Below are 19586 nucleotides of genomic sequence, written 5' to 3' on the forward strand. Positions count from 1 at the left end.
CCATTATTCGACAGGAAGAGACAATGAATCACTACACACGCTGGCTTGAGCTGAAAGACGAGAATCCGGGCAAGTACGCGCGCGACATCGCGGGCTTAATGAACATCAGCGAAGCGGAGCTGACCTTCGCGCGCGTGGGGCACGACGCCTGGCGCCTGCACGGTGAGATCCGCGAGATCTTAGGCGCGCTGGAAGCGGTGGGCGAAACCAAATGCATCTGCCGCAACGAGTATGCCGTGCATGAGCAGGTCGGCACGTTCAGCAATCAGCACCTCAACGGCCACGCCGGGCTGGTGCTGAACCCGCGCGCGCTGGATCTGCGCCTGTTCCTCAACCAGTGGGCCAGCGTGTTCCACATCAGCGAAGCCACCGCCCGCGGCGAGCGCCAGAGCATTCAGTTCTTCGACCATCAGGGCGATGCGCTGCTGAAGGTTTACACCACCGACGGCACCGACGTTTCGGCCTGGGGCGACGTGCTGACCCGCTTTATCTTCGCCGATAACCCGCCGCTGGCGCTGAAAGCGGCGGACGCCCCGGCTCACGCGGTTAGCGCGGATGCGAAAACCGTTGATCGGGAGTGGCGCGCCATGACCGACGTGCACCAGTTCTTCAGCCTGCTCAAGCGCCATAACCTCTCCCGCCAGCAGGCCTTCCGCCTGGTGGGTGACGATCTGGCCTGTCGGGTTGAGAACGGCGCGCTGGCGCAGCTGCTGGAAACGGCGCGCCAGGACGGCAACGAAATCATGGTGTTTGTCGGCAACCGCGGCTGCGTGCAGATCTTCACCGGCGCGGTGGAAAAGCTGGTGCCGATGAAAGGCTGGCTGAACATCTTCAACCCGACCTTTACCCTGCACCTGCTGGAAGAGACCATCGCGGAGACCTGGGTCACGCGGAAACCCACCGCCGACGGGCACGTCACCAGCCTTGAGCTGTTTGCCGCCGACGGCACGCAGATTGCCCAGCTTTACGGCCAGCGTACCGAAGGCGAACCGGAGCAGAGCCAGTGGCGCAGCCAGATTGACGCCCTGACGCCAAAAGGGCTGGCCGCATGAAAAAATGGCTCGTCCTGCTGAGTGCCCTTCCGCTGACGCTCTTTGCCGCCGCGCCGGAGCGCGTGGTCGCGCTGGGCGGCGACGTCACGGAGATTGTCTATGCGCTTGGCGCCCAGTCTTCTCTGGTGGCGCGCGACAGCACCAGCCAGTGGCCGCAGGCGGCAACCGCCCTGCCCGACGTCGGCTACCTGCGCCAGCTCAACGCCGAGGGAATTTTATCCCTGCGCCCGACGCTGGTGCTTGCCAGCGCCCAGGCGCAGCCCTCTCTCGCCTTAAAGCAGGTGGCGCAAAGCAAGGTCACCGTGGTCACCGTGCCGGGCAGCAACGATCTCAGCGTCATTGACGAGAAGGTGCGGGTGATTGCCGAGGCCACGCATCGTCAGGCGCAGGGGGAGATCCTGCGCAAATCCGTGCGCGACGCTCTGGCCGCCCTGCCAAAGTCGGCGCTGAACAAGCGCGTGCTGTTTATCCTCAACCACGGCGGAATGACCGCGATGGCCGCCGGACAGCAGACCGGCGCTGACGCGGCGATTCGCGCCGCCGGGTTACAGAACGCGATGCAGGGATTCACCCGCTATCAGCCGCTCTCGCAGGAAGGGGTTATCGCCAGCCGGCCGGATCTGGTGGTGATTTCCGGGGACGGCGTGAAGGCGCTCGGCGGTGAGGAAAATCTGTGGGCGCTGCCGGGTCTGGCGCAAACCCCTGCCGGGCGCAACAGGCAGATGCTCGCCGTCGACGACATGGCGCTGCTCGGGTTTAGCGTTCGCACGCCGCAGGCCATCCAGCAGCTGCGCGCGAAAGCGGAGCAGCTTCCCTGATGTCCCGGCGGATCGCGCTGTCGCTGTTTACGCTGGCCGCCGCGCTGCTGGTGATGACCCTGCTGGCGACCGGCTTTGGCGCAATGCGTCTGCCGGTGAGCCTGCTGTGGAGCCACGGCGATGACGCGCTGCGCCAGATCTGGTTCACCATTCGCCTGCCCCGCGTGCTGCTGGCGCTGGTGATTGGCGGCTCCCTGGCGCTGGCGGGCTGCGTGATGCAGGGGCTGTTTCGCAACCCGCTGGCGGATCCCGGCCTGCTTGGGATCAGCAGCGGCGCGGCGCTGGCGGTGGCCCTGTGGGTGGTGCTGCCCCTTTCGCTTCCCGCGCTGCTGATGCTCTACGCCCCGATGCTGGCGGCGTTTCTCGGCGCGCTCGCGGCCACGGTGGCGATCTTCGTGCTCAGCCAGCAGCGCGGCAGTTCGCTCTCGCGCCTGCTGCTGGTGGGGATTGCCATCAACGCCCTGTGCGGTGCCGCGGTGGGCGTGCTCTCCTGGGTGAGCAACGATGCTCAGCTTCGCCAGCTCTCCCTGTGGGGGATGGGCAGCCTGGGGCAGGCGCAGTGGTCAACGCTGCTGGCGGTCACCTCGCTGATGGTGCCGACGGTCTGGATCATCTGGCGGCTCGCCACGGCGCTCAACCTGCTCCAGCTCGGCGAAGAAGAGGCGCACTACCTCGGCGTGGACGTGAAGGCGGTGCAGCGGGTGCTGCTGCTGTGCAGCGCGCTGCTGGTGGCGGCCGCCGTTGCCGTCAGCGGCGTGATTGGCTTCGTCGGGCTGGTGGTGCCGCACCTGATGCGCATGTGGCTCGGGGCCGACCACCGGGCGGTGGTGCCCGGCTCGGTGCTGGCGGGCGCGGCGCTTTTACTGGTGGCGGATACGGTGGCGCGCACCCTGGTCGCCCCGGCGGAAATGCCGGTCGGCCTGCTGACCAGCATCCTCGGCGCGCCGTGGTTCCTGTGGCTTATTTTTCGTCGTGGAGGCCAGCATGGCTGAAGGCTATCGCGCAGAGCATCTCTCCTGTCGGGTGGCGCAGCGCACCATTATTAACGACGTGTCGCTGACCCTGTCGTCAGGGGAACTGGTGGCGCTGATTGGCCCGAACGGCGCCGGGAAATCGACCCTGCTGCGCCTGCTGACGGGCTATCTCAAGCCCACGGGCGGGGAGTGTTCGCTGTCAGGAAAATCGCTGAACGACTGGCACCCCGAGCAGCTCTCCCGCCGCCGGGCGGTGATGCGCCAGCAAACCCAGCTCGGGTTCGACTGGCCGGTCGAGGCCGTGGTGGGGATGGGCCGCGCGCCCTGGACGTCGCACCCGGAGGCGGCGGTGGTGCGTGAAGTGATGCAGATAACCGGCTGTTCGCCGCTGGCCGGACGGCAGTTTGCCGCGCTCTCCGGCGGCGAGCAGCAGCGCGTGCAGCTTGCCCGGGCGCTGGCGCAGCTCTGGAATAACGGTTCGCCGGAAGGCTGGCTGTTTCTCGATGAGCCAACGTCAGCGCTGGATCTTTACCACCAGCAGCATCTGCTGCGCCTGCTGAAAAGCCTGACCCGGGAGGGGAAACTTCACGTCTGCGTGGTGCTGCACGATCTGAACCTCGCCGCGCTGTGGGCGGACCGCATCATGCTGTTGCACTCCGGGCAGATGGTTTCCCACGGCACGCCGGAGCAGGTGCTGCAGGCCGACGCGCTGGCGCGCTGGTACGGCGCGCAGGTTCACGTCGGCAGGCATCCGCATCACACCGCGCCGCAGGTTTTTCTCGCCCCTTAGCTCGAGCAGCTCACCTCCAGCCGCTTGCCCCAGTCCGGCGGGCGGCTGATATAGTCATCGTCCCGGTCGACAAACGGCGTGCGCAGCGCGGCGTGCAGGCGATGCAGTTCGTCATACTCGCCCCGCTCGGCCTGCTCAATCGCCCGCTGTGCCAGCCAGTTGCGCAGCACCATCGCCGGGTTAGCCGCGTTCATTTGCGCCTGACGAACGTCGTCGTCAATGCCGTCGCGCTGCAACCGCTCGCGGTACGCGGCGAACCAGTCGTCGAAGGCCTGTCGGTCGATAAACTCGTCCCGCAGCGGGGATGCGCCGCTGCGCTGCTCGGTCTGGCCCAGCATGCGGAAGGTGCGGGTGTAGTCGCTGCCCTCTCGCGCCATCAGGGCAAACAATCCGTTGAGGATATCGTTGTCCCCCTTCTCCTGCGTGACCAGCCCCAGCTTGCCGCGCATAAGCGCGCCATACTCCCGGAGTAAAACCTCCTGATAGCTATCGAGCGCGTCGTTCAGGGCATCCACGTCGACGAACGGCGACAGGGTTTGCGCCAGACGCTGCAAATTCCACAGGCCAACCGCAGGCTGGTTATCAAAGCTGTAGCGCCCCTGATAGTCCGAGTGGTTGCAGATATAGCCCGGCTGATAGTCGTCGAGGAAGCCAAACGGCCCGTAGTCGAAGGTCAGGCCCAGAATGGACATGTTGTCGGTGTTCATCACGCCGTGGGCAAACCCCACGCCCTGCCAGCGGGCAATCATCGATGCGGTACGCGCGACGATATCCCGGAACCAGAGCCGGTATTTGTCGGCTTCATCCTGCAACGCGGGCCAGTGATGGCGAATGGCGAAATCCGCCAGCTGGCGAACCTTGTCCGGCTCGCGGCGGTAGTAGAAATGCTCGAAGTGCCCAAAGCGCAGATGGCTTTGCGCAACGCGCATCAGCATTGCCCCCTGCTCTACCGTTTCCCGCGCAACGGGGGTATCGCTGGTCACCACCGAGAGCGCCCGCGAGGTGGGAATGCCGAGCGCGTGCATCGCTTCCGACGCCAGGCTTTCGCGGATGGTGGATCGCAGCACGGCGCGACCATCGCCCATGCGCGAATACGGCGTCAGGCCTGCGCCCTTAAGATGCCAGTCGAAGGTTTGTCCGTCGGCAAGCCGCTGCTCGCCGAGCAGAATGCCCCTGCCGTCGCCGAGCTGGCCCGCCCAGCTACCAAACTGGTGGCCGCTGTAAACCTGGGCCAGGGGTTTCATGCCCGGGAGCAGGGTTTCGCCGCCCCACACGCCTGCACCCTGCGCGGGCTGGAACAGCGCAGAAGGCACGCCCAGCGCGTCGGCCAGGGGCTGGTTATGCCAGATGAGGCGGGCATTCTTTAACGGGGTGGGTTTTAGCGCGGTATAAAAGCCGGGCAATTCGTCGTGCCAGTGTGCGGTAAAAGACAGGGTCATAAGTCCTCCTGCTTTTAGTGTAGAGGGTTTAGCCCCGCATAAACACGGGCGAAGACAAGGGTTATCACTGGACGAGCGTGGTCACGTGCTCCGCCGTGACGGCAGGCCAGAGTGTGCCCTGCATCGCGCCAAACTCAAAGGACATCACGCGCTGCAAAATGCCGTGGTCGTCGATCCCGGAGACGATCACCGACTGGCAATGGGGGGTTATTTGCCAGAGGATCGCGCGCATAAAAGGCTCGAAAGAAAGTTGCGCGACGCGCTGCTGAATAAAGTTTTTATCCAGAATGACGCGTTTAAACAGGCCATCATAAACGGGCTTCAAAGAGGCCGCGCCGGCACCAAAATTAGCCAATACCAGAGGATAACGGATCGCCATTCTTGCCAGATCCAGATCGTCCTTTCCGTTATTTAAACCTGGATAGTTCTCATTAACAGTTAACTCTAAAAACGGGTAACGCTCCATTATTGAAACAGCGTTCTCGTTAGTTAATAAAAACTCAACAATTGCAGGTGTAATGTTTATCCATGCTATTAATTGATGCTGAATAAAGAACAGTTTACAGGTATCAAGAAGCTGAAGTTTTTCATGAAACAACACCAGCTCATCTTCTTTAGAAAGATGCGGGATAACCAGTTCAGTAGGGATGCGAACGTTTGTGCCCACGCCGACAAAGTTAGCCATTATCTCCAACGCTTTAAGCTCCCCTGCACTATTACGCGCTGGCGAGAGTAAAAGTTCGGACTGGTAAGCATTATCTAACGTGATAATCATTGCGCTCGCCCCGCTTTAAAGATGAGAGTGTACATCCTGGAGCAATTGCTGACACAATTCCACTGCATTGATTTTAATAAGATTGATTTCATTAGTTCCGTATTAATTTTCAGATTTATCCCTGAATCTTAATTAATTTTATCCTGGTTAATCATTAATAGCCAGTTTTAGATAAAACAGACACATACAGACATAATTAATTCTGAACAAATTTAACTTTAATCACCGTATAACTGAAAACCGGGCGTCTGTTTTTTGACAGCACGCCCGGCTAAAAAAAGAGGGGAAATGTGACTAAATACGTCTGGCCTGCCAGAAGTTTTTACGCCAGTAAACATTATCCAGCGATGAACGCATCACGCCGCGGCTGGTGGAGGCATGAATGAACTGGTTGTCCGTATCATAAATTCCCACGTGAAGACCGCTCTCACCTGAGCCCGTTTTGAAAAAGACCAGATCGCCGGGGAGTAAATCATCTTTATCAATTTCAGTGCCGATTTCAGCCTGCTTACGCGTTTCGCGCGGCAGCTGCAAATCGAATTTATCGCGGAAGGTCATCAGCACGAAGCCGGAGCAATCCACCCCGCCGCGGCTCATCCCGCCGTAACGATAGGGCGTGCCGCGCCAGTTGCTCAGCTGATCGTTGAGGCTGGCAATCACCGTAATTGAATCTGACAGCCGCGCATTCGGCGGAGGTGCACGATGGCTGCTGCATCCTGCAAGAAATAGCGCCGCGGCAAAGAGAAACCAGAATCGCATTTTCAGACGAATCCTCTGCTTTTATTTTTTCTTCCGTAATTTAGCCTGCAACGGCATAACCGTGCAACCAACCCTTACTCCGCCGCCGTGGAGATCAGCATCTTGTGACCCTCGATATCCAGCCTGCGGAATAACATATTATAGGCCGCCGCCAGGTTTGGTGGCGTCAGCACGCTATCGCGCGTGCCGCTGGCGATGAGCTTTCCGCGCGACAGCAGCCACACCCGGTGCGCATGGCGCAGGGTATGGTTCAGGTCATGGCTGCTCATCACCACCGCTACGCCGGCGCGGGACAGCCCACTCAGCAGGCTGTCGAGCGCGGACTGCTGGGCCACGTCCAGGCCGCTCATCGGCTCGTCCAGCAGCAGCAGACGCCCATGCGGATTGCCCGCGGGGTGGATTTGCAGGATCACCGCCGCCAGCCGCACCCGCTGCCATTCGCCGCCGGAAAGCTGGCTGGCGGGGCGGGACAGCTTATCCTCCAGCCCCAACGCCGCCGCCACCTCGGTGAGCAGGCCTGCGCGCGTTTTATCATGCAGATGCAGCGTGAGATAGTGCCAGACCGGCATCGCAAACGGCGGAACCTGCTGCTGCACCAGATACCCCCGACGGTGGGCCAGCGACGCCGGCGACCATTCGGCAAGGGTATGCTCCAGCAGCCTTATCTCCCCCTGCCCGGTCGTCAGCCCCGCCATGCGCGCAAGCAGCGTGCTTTTGCCTGCGCCGTTGGGCCCCACCAGATGCAGGATCTCTCCGGCATTGATGGCCGCCGTCACCGGCTCCAGACGCCCCTTCTCGGCGACGTCCGTGAGCTGCATCAGCAGGGTCATTACTTCGCCAGCGCCAGCTTGATGGACTCCATCACGATAGGATCTTCAGGCGTCATGTCCGGTGAAAAACGCTGAACCACCTGGCCGTCGCGACCGATCAGGAATTTTTCAAAGTTCCACAGAATGTCGTCCGGATAGAGCGGCGCGCGCCCTTTGCTCGCCATACGCTCGAAGAAGCCGCTCCCTTCTGGCGCGACGGCGGTCGGCGCGGCGGCAATGAGTTTCTGGTACAGCGGATGGCGATTGTCACCGTTCACGTCGATTTTGCTGAACATCGGGAAGGTCACGCCATAGGTGGTGCTGCAAAACGTTTTGATCTCGTCTTCGCTGCCCGGCTCCTGGCCGAGGAACTGGTTGCACGGGAAGCCGAGCACGACAAAACCGTCTTTCTCCCAGGCCTTCTGGATATTCTCGAGCTGCTCGTACTGCGGCGTCAGACCACATTTAGACGCCACGTTGACCACCAGCAAAACCTTGCCTTCGTAGCCTTCCAGCGTGGTTTTCTCGCCGTCGATGGTCGTCACTTCGGTGTTCAAAATATCAGACTGCATAGCATTCCCTCAGGTTGTCTTACGGGTAGTGATTTAACGTCCGGCTTTTAATAGTAGCCAGATAAATACGGGCGCGCCCAGCGTGGCGGTGACCACGCCAATGGGCAGCTCGGCGGCCGTGAGGGCAAGCCGGGCGATAATATCCGCCAGCAGCAGCGTTGCCGCCCCGGCGATGGCGGCGCACGGCAGCAGCGTGCGGTGGTCCGTCACGCCGCAAAGGCGCAGCATGTGCGGAATAACCAGGCCGATAAAACCGATGGCGCCGGCCAGCGCCACGCTCACCCCCACCATCCAGCCAATGGCGATAACCAGCACGTTGCGCCACAGCGTCATCGACATACCGAGCTGGCGAGCAGAGGTTTCGCCCAGCGCGAGAATGTTCAGGGGCTGCGCCTGGCAGCAGGCCCAGAGAATGGCCGGGATCAGCAGCACCATCAGCCAGCCCTGACGCCAGTCAACGCCGCCAAATCCGCCCATCATCCAGTACATTAGCTGGCGTAAATCAAACGAGGTGGAGAAGTAGACCGCCCAGGTCATCAGTGCGCTACAAATAATCCCCAGCGCCACACCCGCCAGCAGCAGGCGGCTGGTCGACAGGTGTCGCCGCGCAAAGCGCAGCAAAATGAGCGTAATAAGCAGCGCGCCGACGATGGCGCTGAGGCTGATGCTCCAGGCTGAGAGCTCGCCGCCGCCCAGCATAACCGCGGCGATCAGCCCGACTCCCGCGCCGTTCGACACGCCGAGCAGGCCGGGCTCCGCCAGCGGGTTTTCGAACAGCGCCTGCATAATGGTGCCGCACAGCGCCAGAGACGCGCCGACCAGGATCACCGCCAGGGTGCGCGGCAGGCGGATTTGCCAGACGAAAAGCTGCCCGTCGGGGCCAAACCAGCTTTCCGGGCCAAGCCAGCGATCCCCCGCGCACAGGCTAATAACCGTTGCGGCAAGCAGCAACAGCACGAGCACAAGCAGGCTGCGAAGGTCGGACTGGCGCTGGCGACGGGCGAAATCAGGCATGGACATGGTTTTATCAGAATGAGATGTATTTGATTTTACGGTGGGTTTACGGGAGAGCAAAGAAAAAAGGCCGCGAATGCGACCTTTTTGGTTAGTTCATATTACTCTGCTTTAGGCGTTGCGTTTTCGACACGGCTTTTCAACTTCTGGCCGGGTCTGAAGGTCACCACGCGGCGGGCTGTAATGGGAATATCTTCCCCCGTCTTCGGGTTACGGCCCGGACGTTGGTTTTTGTCTCGCAAATCAAAATTGCCAAAACCGGAGAGTTTTACCTGCTCACCATTTTCCAGAGCACGACGGATCTCTTCGAAAAACAGCTCTACCAGCTCTTTGGCATCCCGTTTGCTAAGCCCAAGCTTATCAAACAGATATTCTGACATTTCAGCTTTTGTAAGCGCCATAGGTTCAATCCCTCAATGATGCCTGGAATCGCTCTTTTAATGCCTCTACACATTTGGCGACGGTAGCGGCAATCTCCTCTTCTTCGAGTGTACGGCTGGTATCCTGAAGGATAAGGCTGATAGCGAGGCTCTTGAAACCTTCTGCTACGCCCTTGCCGCGGTACACGTCAAATAAGTTTACGCCAACTACCTGATTTACGCCAACTTTCTTACATTCGGCCAAAATATCTGCTGCGGGCACGTTTTCAGCGACCACAACCGCGATATCACGGCGGTTTGCCGGGAAGCGAGAAACATCCTGCGCCTGAGGAATCACGCGGTCTGCAACCAGGTTCCACTCCAGCTCGAACACGATGGTACGGCCGTTCAGGTCCAGCTTACGCTCCAGCTCAGGGTGAACAACCCCAATGAAACCAACGCGTTTGCCTTCTAAATAAATAGCAGCACTTTGACCTGGATGCAGGGCCGGAATCGCTTCCGCGCGGAATTCAATTTCAGATAATTTACCGGTCAGATCGAGAACCGCTTCCAGATCGCCCTTCATATCGTAGAAATCAACCGTCCCTTTTGCCAGGTCCCAGTGTTCTTCATAGCGGCTGCCGCTGATGGCACCGGCCAGCATGAGATCCTGACGGATGCCTAAATTTGCCTGATTATCCGGCACAAAGCGCAATCCACTTTCGAAAATGCGCACGCGGTTTTGCTGGCGATTCTGGTTGTAAACGATAGTGCCGAGCAGGCCCGCCCACAGGGACAGACGCATCGCGGACATTTCGCTGGAGATCGGGCTTGGCAGGATCAGCGCTTCTTCACCCGGGTGGATCAGCTGCTGCAGCTTAGGATCGACGAAGCTGTAGGTGATCACTTCCTGATAGCCTTTGTCGTTGAGCATGGTTTTCGCACGCTTCAGGGACAGGTCAGCTTCACGGTGCGTGCCCATGATCAGACCCGCCTGCACCGGCTCATCGGGAATATTGTTGTAGCCGTAAACACGCGCCACTTCTTCAACCAGATCCTCTTCGATTTCCATATCGAAACGCCAGCTTGGCGCTACGGCCTTCCACTCGTCCTGGCCTTCGGTCACTTCACAGCCCAGACGACGCAGAATGTCGCTCACCTGCGCATCGGCAACGTGATGGCCAATCAGGCGATCCAGCTTGCTGCGGCGCAGGGTGATGGTGGCGCGCTTCGGCAGCGTCGCTTCGTTGGTCACGTCGATAACCGGGCCAGCTTCGCCGCCGCAGATGTCGATCAGCAGGCGCGTGGCGCGCTCCATCGCTTTGTACTGCAGCGCCGGGTCAACGCCGCGCTCGTAGCGGTGAGAAGCATCGGTGTGCAGACCGTTACGGCGCGCGCGACCGGTGATAGACAGCGGGCTGAAGAATGCGCACTCCAGCAGGACGTTCTGGGTTTCATCGTTCACGCCAGAGTGTTCGCCGCCGAAGATACCGCCCATCGCCAGCGCTTTGCCGTGATCGGCAATGACCAGAGTGTCGGCATTCAGTTTGGCTTCGCTGCCGTCCAGCAGCACCAGGGTTTCACCCTCTTTCGCCATGCGCACAACAATGCCGCCTTCGATGCGATCTTTGTCGAACGCGTGCATCGGCTGGCCGAGCTCCAGCAGAACGTAGTTAGTCACGTCAACCACGGCGTCGATAGAGCGGATGCCGCAGCGGCGCAGCTTCTCTTTCATCCACAGCGGCGTTGGCGCCTTAACGTTGATCCCTTTCACCACGCGGCCCAGGTAGCGCGGACAGGCGTCCGGCGCGTCAACCTGAATAGGCAGGGTGTCAGCGATCGTTGCGGCCACTGGCGCAATTTCTGGCGCGTTCAGTTCCGCCTGGTTCAGCACGGCAACGTCGCGCGCCACGCCGATAATCCCTAAGCAGTCTGCGCGGTTTGGCGTCACGCTGATTTCGATGGTGTTGTCATCAAGCTTCAGGTACTCGCGGATATCAGTGCCGATTGGCGCATCCAGCGGCAGCTCAATAATGCCGTTATGATCGTCAGAAATACCCAGCTCGGAGAACGAGCACAGCATGCCTTCAGACGGCTCGCCGCGAAGCTTAGCGGCTTTAATTTTGAAATCACCCGGCAGCACGGCACCGACGGTCGCCACGGCCACTTTCAGGCCCTGACGGCAGTTTGGCGCGCCGCAGACGATGTCCAGCAGGCGATCGCCGCCCACGTTCACTTTTGTCACGCGCAGCTTGTCTGCATTTGGGTGCTGGCCGCACTCGACCACTTCACCCACAACCACGCCGGTAAATGCGCCGGAAACGGGCTCAACGCCGTCGACTTCCAGACCCGCCATGGTGATTTGGTTCGACAGCGCTTCGCTATCGAGAGCGGTGTTCACCCATTCGCGTAACCACAGTTCACTGAATTTCATTGTTCTGTCCTGCCCTTATTTAAACTGTTTGAGGAAACGCAGATCGTTTTCGAAGAATGCGCGCAAATCGGTTACGCCGTAGCGCAGCATGGTCAGACGCTCCATGCCCATACCGAAGGCGAAGCCGGAATAGACTTCCGGATCGATGCCGACGTTGCGCAGTACGTTCGGGTGCACCATGCCGCAGCCCAGCACTTCCAGCCATTTGCCGTTTTTGCCCATCACGTCCACTTCCGCGGAAGGCTCAGTGAACGGGAAGTAGGATGGACGGAAACGCACCTGCAAATCTTCTTCGAAGAAGTTATTCAGGAAGTCGTGCAGCGTGCCTTTCAGGTTGGTAAAGCTGATGTTTTTATCAACGATCAGGCCTTCCATCTGATGGAACATTGGGGTGTGGGTCTGATCGTAGTCGTTACGGTAGACGCGGCCCGGCGCAATGATGCGGATTGGCGGTTCCTGCTCCTTCATGGTGCGGATCTGAACGCCAGAGGTCTGGGTACGCAGCAGACGCGTTGCGTCGAACCAGAAAGTGTCGTGGTCAGCGCGTGCCGGATGATGGCCTGGAATGTTCAGGGCGTCGAAGTTGTGGTAGTCATCTTCGATTTCCGGGCCAGTCGCCACGGTAAAGCCGAGCTCACCGAAGAAACTTTCAATACGATCGATAGTACGGGTGACCGGATGCAGACCGCCGTTCTCGATACGACGACCCGGCAGAGACACGTCGATGGTCTCTTGTGCCAGACGCGCATTCAGCGCAGCGCTTTCCAGGTCAGCTTTACGCGCATTCAGCGCCTGCTGAACCTGCTCTTTCGCTTCGTTGATCACCGCACCCGCTGCCGGACGCTCTTCCGCTGGCAGCTCACGCAGGGTAGTCATTTGAAGGGTCAGGTGCCCTTTCTTGCCAAGATATTCGACGCGGACGTTGTCTAACGCGGCAACATCTGAGGCCTGGTTAATGGCAGCCGTTGCACTGGCAACCAGCTCTGCGAGATGTGACATGGTTTTCCTCATTATGTCGGTGCAGGCACCGATTTGGTGGACTTATTCTCTCGAATTTAGACACAAAAAAAGCCTCCATCGGGAGGCTTAATTGGCGCTGTTTTTCGTTTCATCTTTCACGCGCTAGCCTCCTGAATTCAGGTGCTAAAGTAAAAGAAGAAGCGGAAAATAGCAGCATTCATGCTTGCGTTACCTTGTGTGGTAAAAACCGTAAGGACCTTATTGAAAAGCCTGGCCGGATAAAAGTCAATCTTCTGATAGCGTTAAATAAGAAGAGGGAGCAAAGCCCCCTCTCTTAACTGGCTTATGCCAGTGCTGCTTTCGCTTTTTCGACCAGAGCGGTGAACGCTACTTTGTCGAATACTGCGATGTCAGCCAGAATCTTACGGTCGATTTCAACAGAGGCTTTTTTCAGGCCGTTGATGAATTTGCTGTAAGAAATACCGTTCTGACGTGCTGCTGCGTTGATACGCGCAATCCACAGTTGACGGAACTGACGCTTACGCTGACGACGGTCACGGTAAGCGTACTGACCTGCTTTGATAACAGCCTGGAAGGCAACGCGGTAAACGCGTGAACGCGCACCATAGTAGCCTTTAGCTTGTTTCAAAATTTTCTTGTGACGTGCACGTGCAATTACACCACGTTTTACGCGAGCCATATGTGCTCTCCTGTATCTATATTCTTAGTAAAAAAATTAAACGTTAACGGCTTATGCGTACGGCAGGCACGCGATTACCAGACCCAGATCGCCTTTAGAAACAAGGCCTTTTGGACGCAGGTGACGTTTACGCTTAGTAGATTTTTTGGTCAGAATATGACGCAGGTTTGCGTGCTTACGCTTAAATCCACCACCACCGGTTTTTTTGAAGCGCTTAGCAGCACCGCGTACGGTCTTAATTTTTGGCATCTTAATAACTTCCACTTCGCATTGTTAAATAAACGAAACATAGGCGAACAAAACCTATGAAGCCCGAAGGCTCCACAGATTTTGCTGCTTGAAGGCCTTACTGTTTCTTCTTAGGAGCGAGCACCATGATCATCTGGCGGCCTTCGATCTTCGTAGGGAAGGATTCGACTACTGCCAGTTCACTCAGATCGTCACGGACGCGCGTAAGCACTTCCATACCAATCTGTTGGTGGGCCATCTCACGACCGCGGAAACGCAGCGTGATCTTGGCCTTATCGCCATCTTCCAGAAAGCGAATCAGGCTGCGGAGTTTTACCTGATAATCGCCATCGTCGGTACCAGGACGGAATTTGATTTCCTTAACCTGGATAACTTTTTGTTTCTTCTTCTGTTCCTTAGAAGACTTACTCTTTTCATAAAGGAACTTGCCGTAGTCCATGATACGACAAACTGGCGGTTCGGCGTTAGGGCTGATCTCAACTAAATCTACTCCAGCTTCTTCAGCCTTTTCGATAGCTTCTCTCAGACTCACAATACCCAGCTGCTCACCTTCCAAACCTGTTAAGCGAACTTCCTGGGCGCGAATCTCGCCATTGATACGATTCGGACGTGCCGTTTGAACTCGTTTTCCGCCTTTAATACCTTATTCCTCCAGTTGTTGAAGACTGCGGCTGCGAATCTCTTGTTGCAGCTTCTCAATCACTTCACTTACGTCCAGGCTGCCCAGGTCTTTACCACGGCGGGTGCGAACGGCCACTTTGCCTGCTTCCACCTCTTTATCACCACAGACCAACATATACGGGACACGACGTAAAGTGTGCTCGCGGATTTTAAAGCCAATCTTCTCATTTCTCAAGTCCGCTTTTACGCGAATGCCCGCATTTTGTAGTTTCTGCGTCAATTCTTTAACGTATTCAGACTGAGAATCCGTAATGTTCATCACTACGACCTGCACTGGCGCAAGCCAGGTTGGGAAGAAGCCAGCGAACTCTTCGGTCAGGATGCCGATGAAGCGCTCCAGAGAACCGAGGATCGCACGGTGAATCATTACTGGAACCTGACGCTCGTTGTCTTCGCCAACGTAAGAGGCGCTTAAACGCTGCGGCAGGGAGAAGTCCAGCTGTACAGTACCGCACTGCCATGCGCGATCGAGGCAGTCATACAGGGTAAATTCAATTTTCGGACCGTAGAATGCGCCCTCACCCAGCTGGTATTCAAACGGGATACCGTTCTCTTCCAGCGCGACGGCGAGGTCCGCTTCTGCGCGATCCCATGTCTCATCGCTACCGATACGTTTTTCCGGACGCGTTGAGAGTTTGACCACGATCTTCTCGAAGCCAAAGGTGCTGTACATATCGTAGACCATACGAATACAGGCGTTAACTTCATCACGTACCTGATCTTCAGTACAGAAGATATGCGCATCATCCTGAGTAAAGCCACGAACACGCATCAGACCGTGCAGCGCACCTGATGGCTCGTTACGGTGGCAGCTACCGAATTCCGCCATACGCAGCGGCAGATCGCGGTAGGATTTCAGACCCTGGTTGAAGATCTGAACGTGGCCCGGGCAGTTCATTGGCTTGATGCAGTATTCACGGTTCTCAGAAGAGGTGGTGAACATCGCATCTTTGTAGTTGTCCCAGTGGCCGGTTTTTTCCCACAGCACACGGTCCATCATGAACGGGCCTTTCACTTCCTGATACTGGTACTCTTTCAGCTTGGAACGCACGAAAGTTTCCAGCTCGCGGAAGATAGTCCAGCCGTCGTTATGCCAGAAGACCATACCCGGCGCTTCTTCCTGCATGTGATACAGGTCGAGCTGTTTACCGATTTTACGGTGGTCACGCTTCGCCGCTTCTTCCAGGCGTTGCAGGTACGCGCTCAGGGCTTTTTTGTCTGCCCACGCGGTACCATAAATGCGCTGCAGCATTTTATTGTTGCTGTCGCCACGCCAGTAGGCGCCCGCGATTTTCATCAGTTTGAAGTGATGGCAGAAGCGCATGTTCGGCACGTGCGGTCCACGGCACATGTCGATGTATTCTTCGTGATGGTACAAGCCTGGCTTGTCATCATGAGAGATGTTTTCGTCAAGAATAGAGACTTTGTAGCTCTCGCCGCGCTTCACGAAGGTTTCACGCGCTTCGTGCCAGCTGACTTTCTTCTTGATGACGTCGTAGTTCGTTTCGGCGAGCTCGTGCATACGTTTTTCGAGCGCGTCGATATCTTCCTGGGTCAGGGTGTGGTCAAGATCAACGTCATAGTAGAAGCCGTTGTCGATAACCGGACCGATTGCCATTTTGGTGTTTGGCCACAGCTGCTTGATTGCATGACCTAACAGGTGCGCACAGGAGTGACGAATGATCTCCAGACCTTCTTCGTCTTTCGCTGTGATGATAGACAGCTTCGCATCGCTTTCAATCAGATCGGAAGCGTCAACCAGCTCACCATTAATACGGCCAGCGATGGTCGCTTTTGCGAGTCCAGGACCGATGTCCAGGGCCACATCCATAGGGCTAACCGCGTGGTCGTATTGGCGTTGGCTGCCATCAGGAAGAGTAATTACAGGCATTTTATATCCTTATTTGCAGTGATGCCCCACACATAAGAGCATATACAAAGAAAATAATCGTTATTTGACAGTAGATTACGAGGCCATCTGACCAACAATCGTCAAATTGGTTCGTCATCATTCACCTGCGAAATCAGACAAAGAGCGATTTACGCAAGGCCTTGCAATGTTAACACTAACAAAAGGGAGATTGCACCCTCTGCGGCAGACAGAAGTATCCGGTACTTTTGCATGAGTTTGCCTGGGTTCGCCTCCTGGCGCTCGCATTCCCAAGGTGCTGAGCTATTCTTGAACAGGTCCTAAACCTGAAGGGGCACAACATGAACGTATCCAGTAGAACCGTCGTGATATTGAATATACTTTCAGCCGCTGGTTTATTGCTGATTCTTGCCGACAGATTTCACTGGTTCTGACCAGTCGAGTATCGGGTTGCATAACCTTATGCCCGGATAATGCGCATTTCACCGCGTCATTTGGTACACTGACATTATCAACTGACAAGGATTAGGTTATGCCAACGAAACGATTTGCCTCAAAACACTGGAAAATGGTGCTGGTGTTGATTGCTATCTGCGGTGCGATGCTGCTGCTGCGCTGGGCAGCAATGATTTGGGGCTAGAACAATCGTAGCGGAAATAGAATTGAAAGAGACCTTTGCCGAATAATACGTTCGGTGAAGGTTTTTTTGTCAATACGAAATACCGACCGTAAATAAAGCTGAATTATCTTTACCTGAATTTAATACGCAAAAACCGGTACATCAGAATCCGGTTTTTGACGGCTGCGTTATTGGCGTAAAGGCAATAACAGCACGACGACAATCAATCAGGACCACTCACCCGCCACCAGCTTGTGCACGTCAAAGGCGTCATTCATGGACTGGCCGGTAGACTGAGAGCCTGGAGCGATGTTTGAGCCGGCTTCAACATCGGAAGCGTGGGAAATTCCGATTTGCGCGGTAGCGTCACTGGCAGGTTTTACAACGTTATCGGCTGCGAATACGCCGAATGAAAGTGCTGAAAGCACGATTGCTGCTGTCGCGGTTTTGATTTTTTTCATAATCATTATTCTCTTACTGAATTAATGCTAAACGACTTAAGGCGACATTTCGCCTGTGATATGAGTGTAGATCCAGATCACACTTTTTCCTAGGTCATTTATTTATCAATTCGTGTCAAATAAAAGAATTCTGTGTCGCCGAGATGAATTATGGATAAATTAAGGAGATATCCGTAGACCAATTATTTTAAAACGCCGTTTAAAATAAAATAACACAAAAAATGAAAATAAAAAAACGGGTCGAATATTTTCGACCCGCGTAAATTACATTTTGTAGCCCAGAGAAATCGTGGTTCTGCGGTCGGTATGATCCGGCGCGGAAGCAGGAGGAGAAGAGTTCCAGGTCACGTTGTAAGCCAGCTTCAAACCGAAGTGTTCGTTGATGGCCACATTCAGCGCGGTTTCCGAGTTCAGCGTGGTGTCATCCGCACCGAAAACAGAAACGCCCTGTGTGAATTTGGTGGTGTCAGTCATCTGCCAGGCATAGGTGCCGGACGCATAGCCTAACGGCTGAGTTTTAGTATCGCCGTCGGTGTACTCGTCATAACGCACGCCCGGACCGAATTCAAAGCGGAAGCTGTGAACAGGCCCGTTCAGGAACTGGCGACCATAACCCGCGGTGAAGACATCGCGCTGGCGATAGCCGTTGTAACGGTCGGTTAACCAGCTTGCCTGACCGAACAGATAGTCATAGTCGGTCATGTTGTAACGGCTACGGCCACCGACTGCGTATTTCTCAGAAGAGCGTTCGTCGTTAGCGGAGGTGTTGCTGGCGTTGCCCCACAGCGACCAGGCGGTGTTGCTACCGTACCAGGTCAGCGTGCTGTCAGCGGTCAGCGAAGAGCTTTTCGTGTTACCGGATTGCGCCAGATACCCTGCGTTGAGGTTACCTTCAAAGGGTTTTTGCGCCGTGGTGGGATCGTCCATGACAGTAAAAACGGAATCATCGGCGTTCGCATTCATTGACGCAAACACGCCACCCGCCATCATCAGTGCAGCGGGTACTGTCTTCAAAAGCTTCATTTTATTAAGGAGTCCGTACAACAAAAAAAGAGACCATCACGGTCCCGGAAACTTTCTTGAGGATCAATGACAAGGCGTCCAGAGAAAGGTAACAAATTATAAAAAGCCGCAAATAACATAGCAATGATTTCTTATTTCATTTTTTGAATAAGAACGATCCCAAAACGCGTTTTATTTTATAAAACACATTCGCGACTTTTGTCAGTATTCATATTTAAAATCATACTGTTATTTACTTTGCCTTCCGGGCATTTAGTGCCAGGCTTACTGAAGCCCATACTAAAAGGAGGTAATCATGGTTCCTGTTTATACATTGACGCTCTCCCCTTCCCTCGACTCCGCCACCCTCACGCCGCAGATTTATCCGGAAGGGAAATTGCGCTGCAGCGCCCCGGTATTTGAACCGGGCGGCGGCGGAATTAACGTGGCGCGCGCCATTACCCACCTCGGCGGCAGGGCGACCGCCATCTTCCCTGCGGGCGGTGCTACCGGCGAACATCTGGTTGCGCTGCTTGCGGATGAGCAGGTAACGGTATCCACCGTTGACGCGCAGGACTGGACCCGGCAGAACCTGCACGTTCACGTCAGCTCCAGCGGCGAGCAGTACCGCTTCGTGATGCCCGGCGCCAGGCTGACCGACGATGAGTTTCGCCAGCTCGAGGAAAAAGTTTTAGCCATTGAGAGCGGCGCGCTGCTGGTCATCAGCGGCAGCCTGCCGCCGGGCGTGAAAACCGAAAAGCTAACCCAGCTGATCCGGGCCGTCCAGCAGCGGGGCATTCGCTGCATCGTCGACAGCTCCGGCGAGGCCCTGCAGGCGGCGCTAGAGCCGGGCGGGCTTGAGCTGGTGAAGCCTAACCAGAAAGAGCTCAGCGCGCTGGTAAACCGCGAGCTGACCCAGCCTGACGACGTGCGTACCGCCGCGCAGGAGCTGGTGCGCAGCGGCAAAGCCCGTCGCGTGGTGGTTTCGCTTGGCCCGCAGGGGGCATTAGCCGTGGATGAAACCGGCTTTGTGCAGGTAGTACCGCCGCCGATGAAAAGCCAGAGCACCGTGGGCGCGGGCGACAGCATGGTGGGCGCGATGGCGCTGAAGCTGGCGCAAGGCGCTTCTCTGCTGGAAATGACGCGCTACGGCGTTGCCGCAGGGAGCGCCGCAACCATTAACCAGGGCACGCGCCTGTGCTCCCTTGCCGACACGCAAAAAATCGTCGATTACCTGTCTCAGAACTGA

General features: G+C 56.9%; 23 protein-coding genes and 1 other annotated feature. Of the genes, 7 read left to right on the plus strand and 16 right to left on the minus strand.

Features of this window, described 5'->3' with window-relative positions; translation table 11 throughout:
- Nucleotides 1-23 precede the first annotated feature (23 nt).
- The 4 genes from chuS to AB6V08_RS02495 are packed head-to-tail and all read left to right on the plus strand — an operon-like array spanning nt 24 to nt 3634.
- Nucleotides 24-1052, plus strand: a complete 1029-nt coding sequence (gene chuS / locus AB6V08_RS02480) for a hematinate-forming heme oxygenase ChuS (protein WP_368541126.1) — start codon at nt 24-26, stop codon at nt 1050-1052.
- Nucleotides 1049-1870, plus strand: a complete 822-nt coding sequence (locus tag AB6V08_RS02485; protein WP_368541128.1) for a hemin ABC transporter substrate-binding protein — start codon at nt 1049-1051, stop codon at nt 1868-1870. Before chuS ends, AB6V08_RS02485 begins: the two co-directional genes overlap by 4 nt.
- Nucleotides 1870-2862, plus strand: coding sequence for a FecCD family ABC transporter permease (locus tag AB6V08_RS02490; protein WP_368541129.1), 993 nt, complete (start codon nt 1870-1872; stop codon nt 2860-2862). The genes AB6V08_RS02485 and AB6V08_RS02490 overlap by 1 nt, the downstream gene beginning before the upstream one ends.
- Nucleotides 2855-3634 (plus strand): heme ABC transporter ATP-binding protein, encoded by a 780-nt coding sequence (locus tag AB6V08_RS02495; RefSeq protein ID WP_368541130.1) that lies wholly within the window; start codon nt 2855-2857, stop codon nt 3632-3634. Before AB6V08_RS02490 ends, AB6V08_RS02495 begins: the two co-directional genes overlap by 8 nt.
- Here AB6V08_RS02495 and selO read toward each other — a convergent pair.
- The 14 genes from selO to thrS form a co-directional block, all read right to left on the minus strand.
- Nucleotides 3631-5073, minus strand: coding sequence for a protein adenylyltransferase SelO (gene selO, locus AB6V08_RS02500; RefSeq protein ID WP_368541132.1), 1443 nt, complete (start codon nt 5071-5073; stop codon nt 3631-3633). The two genes, AB6V08_RS02495 and selO, sit on opposite strands and share 4 nt — an antisense overlap.
- Before the next feature lie 64 nt (nt 5074-5137).
- A complete protein-coding gene (locus AB6V08_RS02505; protein ID WP_368541133.1) occupies nt 5138-5848 on the minus strand; it encodes an EAL domain-containing protein in 711 nt (236 codons plus the stop codon).
- A gap of 294 nt (nt 5849-6142) precedes the next feature.
- Nucleotides 6143-6607 (minus strand): C40 family peptidase, encoded by a 465-nt coding sequence (locus tag AB6V08_RS02510; protein WP_368541135.1) that lies wholly within the window; start codon nt 6605-6607, stop codon nt 6143-6145.
- Between the two features lie 74 nt (nt 6608-6681).
- Complete coding sequence (gene btuD / locus AB6V08_RS02515; RefSeq protein WP_368541136.1) at nt 6682-7437, minus strand: vitamin B12 ABC transporter ATP-binding protein BtuD; 756 nt, start codon at nt 7435-7437, stop codon at nt 6682-6684.
- Complete coding sequence (locus AB6V08_RS02520; RefSeq protein ID WP_368541138.1) at nt 7437-7988, minus strand: glutathione peroxidase; 552 nt, start codon at nt 7986-7988, stop codon at nt 7437-7439. Before AB6V08_RS02520 ends, btuD begins: the two co-directional genes overlap by 1 nt.
- A 33-nt stretch (nt 7989-8021) precedes the next feature.
- Nucleotides 8022-9002 (minus strand): vitamin B12 ABC transporter permease BtuC, encoded by a 981-nt coding sequence (btuC, locus tag AB6V08_RS02525; protein ID WP_368541361.1) that lies wholly within the window; start codon nt 9000-9002, stop codon nt 8022-8024.
- 101 nt (nt 9003-9103) lie between these two features.
- Entirely contained in the window at nt 9104-9403 is a 300-nt protein-coding gene (ihfA, locus tag AB6V08_RS02530; protein WP_003857805.1) for an integration host factor subunit alpha, read from the minus strand.
- A gap of 4 nt (nt 9404-9407) precedes the next feature.
- Complete coding sequence (gene pheT, locus AB6V08_RS02535) at nt 9408-11795, minus strand: phenylalanine--tRNA ligase subunit beta (RefSeq protein ID WP_368541140.1); 2388 nt, start codon at nt 11793-11795, stop codon at nt 9408-9410.
- Nucleotides 11796-11810: 15 nt separating this feature from the next.
- The gene (gene pheS / locus AB6V08_RS02540) at nt 11811-12794 is read right to left on the minus strand and encodes a phenylalanine--tRNA ligase subunit alpha (RefSeq protein ID WP_368541141.1); all 984 of its coding nucleotides are present in this window, start codon (nt 12792-12794) and stop codon (nt 11811-11813) included.
- A 62-nt stretch (nt 12795-12856) separates the two neighbouring features.
- Nucleotides 12857-12981: a sequence feature (Phe leader region), on the minus strand.
- The gene (gene pheM / locus AB6V08_RS02545; protein ID WP_001386830.1) at nt 12932-12976 is read right to left on the minus strand and encodes a pheST operon leader peptide PheM; all 45 of its coding nucleotides are present in this window, start codon (nt 12974-12976) and stop codon (nt 12932-12934) included. (Overlaps the previous feature by 45 nt.)
- 117 nt (nt 12982-13098) lie before the next feature.
- Nucleotides 13099-13455, minus strand: coding sequence for a 50S ribosomal protein L20 (rplT, locus tag AB6V08_RS02550; RefSeq protein ID WP_000124850.1), 357 nt, complete (start codon nt 13453-13455; stop codon nt 13099-13101).
- 51 nt (nt 13456-13506) lie between these two features.
- The gene (gene rpmI / locus AB6V08_RS02555) at nt 13507-13704 is read right to left on the minus strand and encodes a 50S ribosomal protein L35 (protein ID WP_003030583.1); all 198 of its coding nucleotides are present in this window, start codon (nt 13702-13704) and stop codon (nt 13507-13509) included.
- A 97-nt stretch (nt 13705-13801) separates the two neighbouring features.
- Complete coding sequence (infC, locus tag AB6V08_RS02560; RefSeq protein ID WP_043000875.1) at nt 13802-14344, minus strand: translation initiation factor IF-3; 543 nt, start codon at nt 14342-14344, stop codon at nt 13802-13804.
- 3 nt (nt 14345-14347) lie between these two features.
- Nucleotides 14348-16276, minus strand: a complete 1929-nt coding sequence (gene thrS / locus AB6V08_RS02565; protein WP_368541143.1) for a threonine--tRNA ligase — start codon at nt 16274-16276, stop codon at nt 14348-14350.
- A 320-nt stretch (nt 16277-16596) separates the two neighbouring features.
- Here thrS and yncL point away from each other — a divergent pair, with 320 nt between their 5' ends.
- A complete protein-coding gene (gene yncL, locus AB6V08_RS02570; protein ID WP_368541144.1) occupies nt 16597-16689 on the plus strand; it encodes a stress response membrane protein YncL in 93 nt (30 codons plus the stop codon).
- A gap of 98 nt (nt 16690-16787) precedes the next feature.
- Entirely contained in the window at nt 16788-16895 is a 108-nt protein-coding gene (gene yniD / locus AB6V08_RS02575; protein WP_368541145.1) for a small membrane protein YniD, read from the plus strand.
- Nucleotides 16896-17101: 206 nt separating this feature from the next.
- On the opposite strand, the gene AB6V08_RS02580 is transcribed toward yniD, so the two are convergent.
- Both AB6V08_RS02580 and AB6V08_RS02585 read right to left on the minus strand, forming a co-directional pair.
- A complete protein-coding gene (locus tag AB6V08_RS02580; protein ID WP_368541146.1) occupies nt 17102-17335 on the minus strand; it encodes a hypothetical protein in 234 nt (77 codons plus the stop codon).
- A 264-nt stretch (nt 17336-17599) separates the two neighbouring features.
- Nucleotides 17600-18358, minus strand: a complete 759-nt coding sequence (locus AB6V08_RS02585) for a YdiY family protein (RefSeq protein ID WP_368541147.1) — start codon at nt 18356-18358, stop codon at nt 17600-17602.
- A 295-nt stretch (nt 18359-18653) separates the two neighbouring features.
- Here AB6V08_RS02585 and pfkB point away from each other — a divergent pair, with 295 nt between their 5' ends.
- Nucleotides 18654-19586, plus strand: coding sequence for a 6-phosphofructokinase II (pfkB, locus tag AB6V08_RS02590; protein WP_368541149.1), 933 nt, complete (start codon nt 18654-18656; stop codon nt 19584-19586).

This window comes from Enterobacter soli (assembly GCF_964208575.1).
Classification (GTDB): Bacteria; Pseudomonadota; Gammaproteobacteria; order Enterobacterales; family Enterobacteriaceae; genus Enterobacter; species Enterobacter soli_A.

Coding starts and splice junctions, on each gene's coding strand:
- AB6V08_RS02495 (WP_368541130.1), top strand. CDS start 2,855: ATGGCTGAAGGCTATCGCGCAGAGCATCTCTCCTGTCGGGTGGCGCAG.
- pheT (WP_368541140.1), bottom strand. CDS start 11,795: ATGAAATTCAGTGAACTGTGGTTACGCGAATGGGTGAACACCGCTCTC.
- yniD (WP_368541145.1), top strand. CDS start 16,788: ATGCCAACGAAACGATTTGCCTCAAAACACTGGAAAATGGTGCTGGTG.
- AB6V08_RS02505 (WP_368541133.1), bottom strand. CDS start 5,848: ATGATTATCACGTTAGATAATGCTTACCAGTCCGAACTTTTACTCTCG.
- rplT (WP_000124850.1), bottom strand. CDS start 13,455: ATGGCTCGCGTAAAACGTGGTGTAATTGCACGTGCACGTCACAAGAAA.
- AB6V08_RS02490 (WP_368541129.1), top strand. CDS start 1,870: ATGTCCCGGCGGATCGCGCTGTCGCTGTTTACGCTGGCCGCCGCGCTG.
- AB6V08_RS02585 (WP_368541147.1), bottom strand. CDS start 18,358: ATGAAGCTTTTGAAGACAGTACCCGCTGCACTGATGATGGCGGGTGGC.
- AB6V08_RS02485 (WP_368541128.1), top strand. CDS start 1,049: ATGAAAAAATGGCTCGTCCTGCTGAGTGCCCTTCCGCTGACGCTCTTT.
- ihfA (WP_003857805.1), bottom strand. CDS start 9,403: ATGGCGCTTACAAAAGCTGAAATGTCAGAATATCTGTTTGATAAGCTT.
- btuD (WP_368541136.1), bottom strand. CDS start 7,437: ATGACCCTGCTGATGCAGCTCACGGACGTCGCCGAGAAGGGGCGTCTG.
- btuC (WP_368541361.1), bottom strand. CDS start 9,002: ATGCCTGATTTCGCCCGTCGCCAGCGCCAGTCCGACCTTCGCAGCCTG.
- thrS (WP_368541143.1), bottom strand. CDS start 16,276: ATGCCTGTAATTACTCTTCCTGATGGCAGCCAACGCCAATACGACCAC.
- rpmI (WP_003030583.1), bottom strand. CDS start 13,704: ATGCCAAAAATTAAGACCGTACGCGGTGCTGCTAAGCGCTTCAAAAAA.
- AB6V08_RS02510 (WP_368541135.1), bottom strand. CDS start 6,607: ATGCGATTCTGGTTTCTCTTTGCCGCGGCGCTATTTCTTGCAGGATGC.
- pheS (WP_368541141.1), bottom strand. CDS start 12,794: ATGTCACATCTCGCAGAGCTGGTTGCCAGTGCAACGGCTGCCATTAAC.
- AB6V08_RS02580 (WP_368541146.1), bottom strand. CDS start 17,335: ATGAAAAAAATCAAAACCGCGACAGCAGCAATCGTGCTTTCAGCACTT.
- yncL (WP_368541144.1), top strand. CDS start 16,597: ATGAACGTATCCAGTAGAACCGTCGTGATATTGAATATACTTTCAGCC.
- pfkB (WP_368541149.1), top strand. CDS start 18,654: ATGGTTCCTGTTTATACATTGACGCTCTCCCCTTCCCTCGACTCCGCC.
- selO (WP_368541132.1), bottom strand. CDS start 5,073: ATGACCCTGTCTTTTACCGCACACTGGCACGACGAATTGCCCGGCTTT.
- AB6V08_RS02520 (WP_368541138.1), bottom strand. CDS start 7,988: ATGCAGTCTGATATTTTGAACACCGAAGTGACGACCATCGACGGCGAG.
- chuS (WP_368541126.1), top strand. CDS start 24: ATGAATCACTACACACGCTGGCTTGAGCTGAAAGACGAGAATCCGGGC.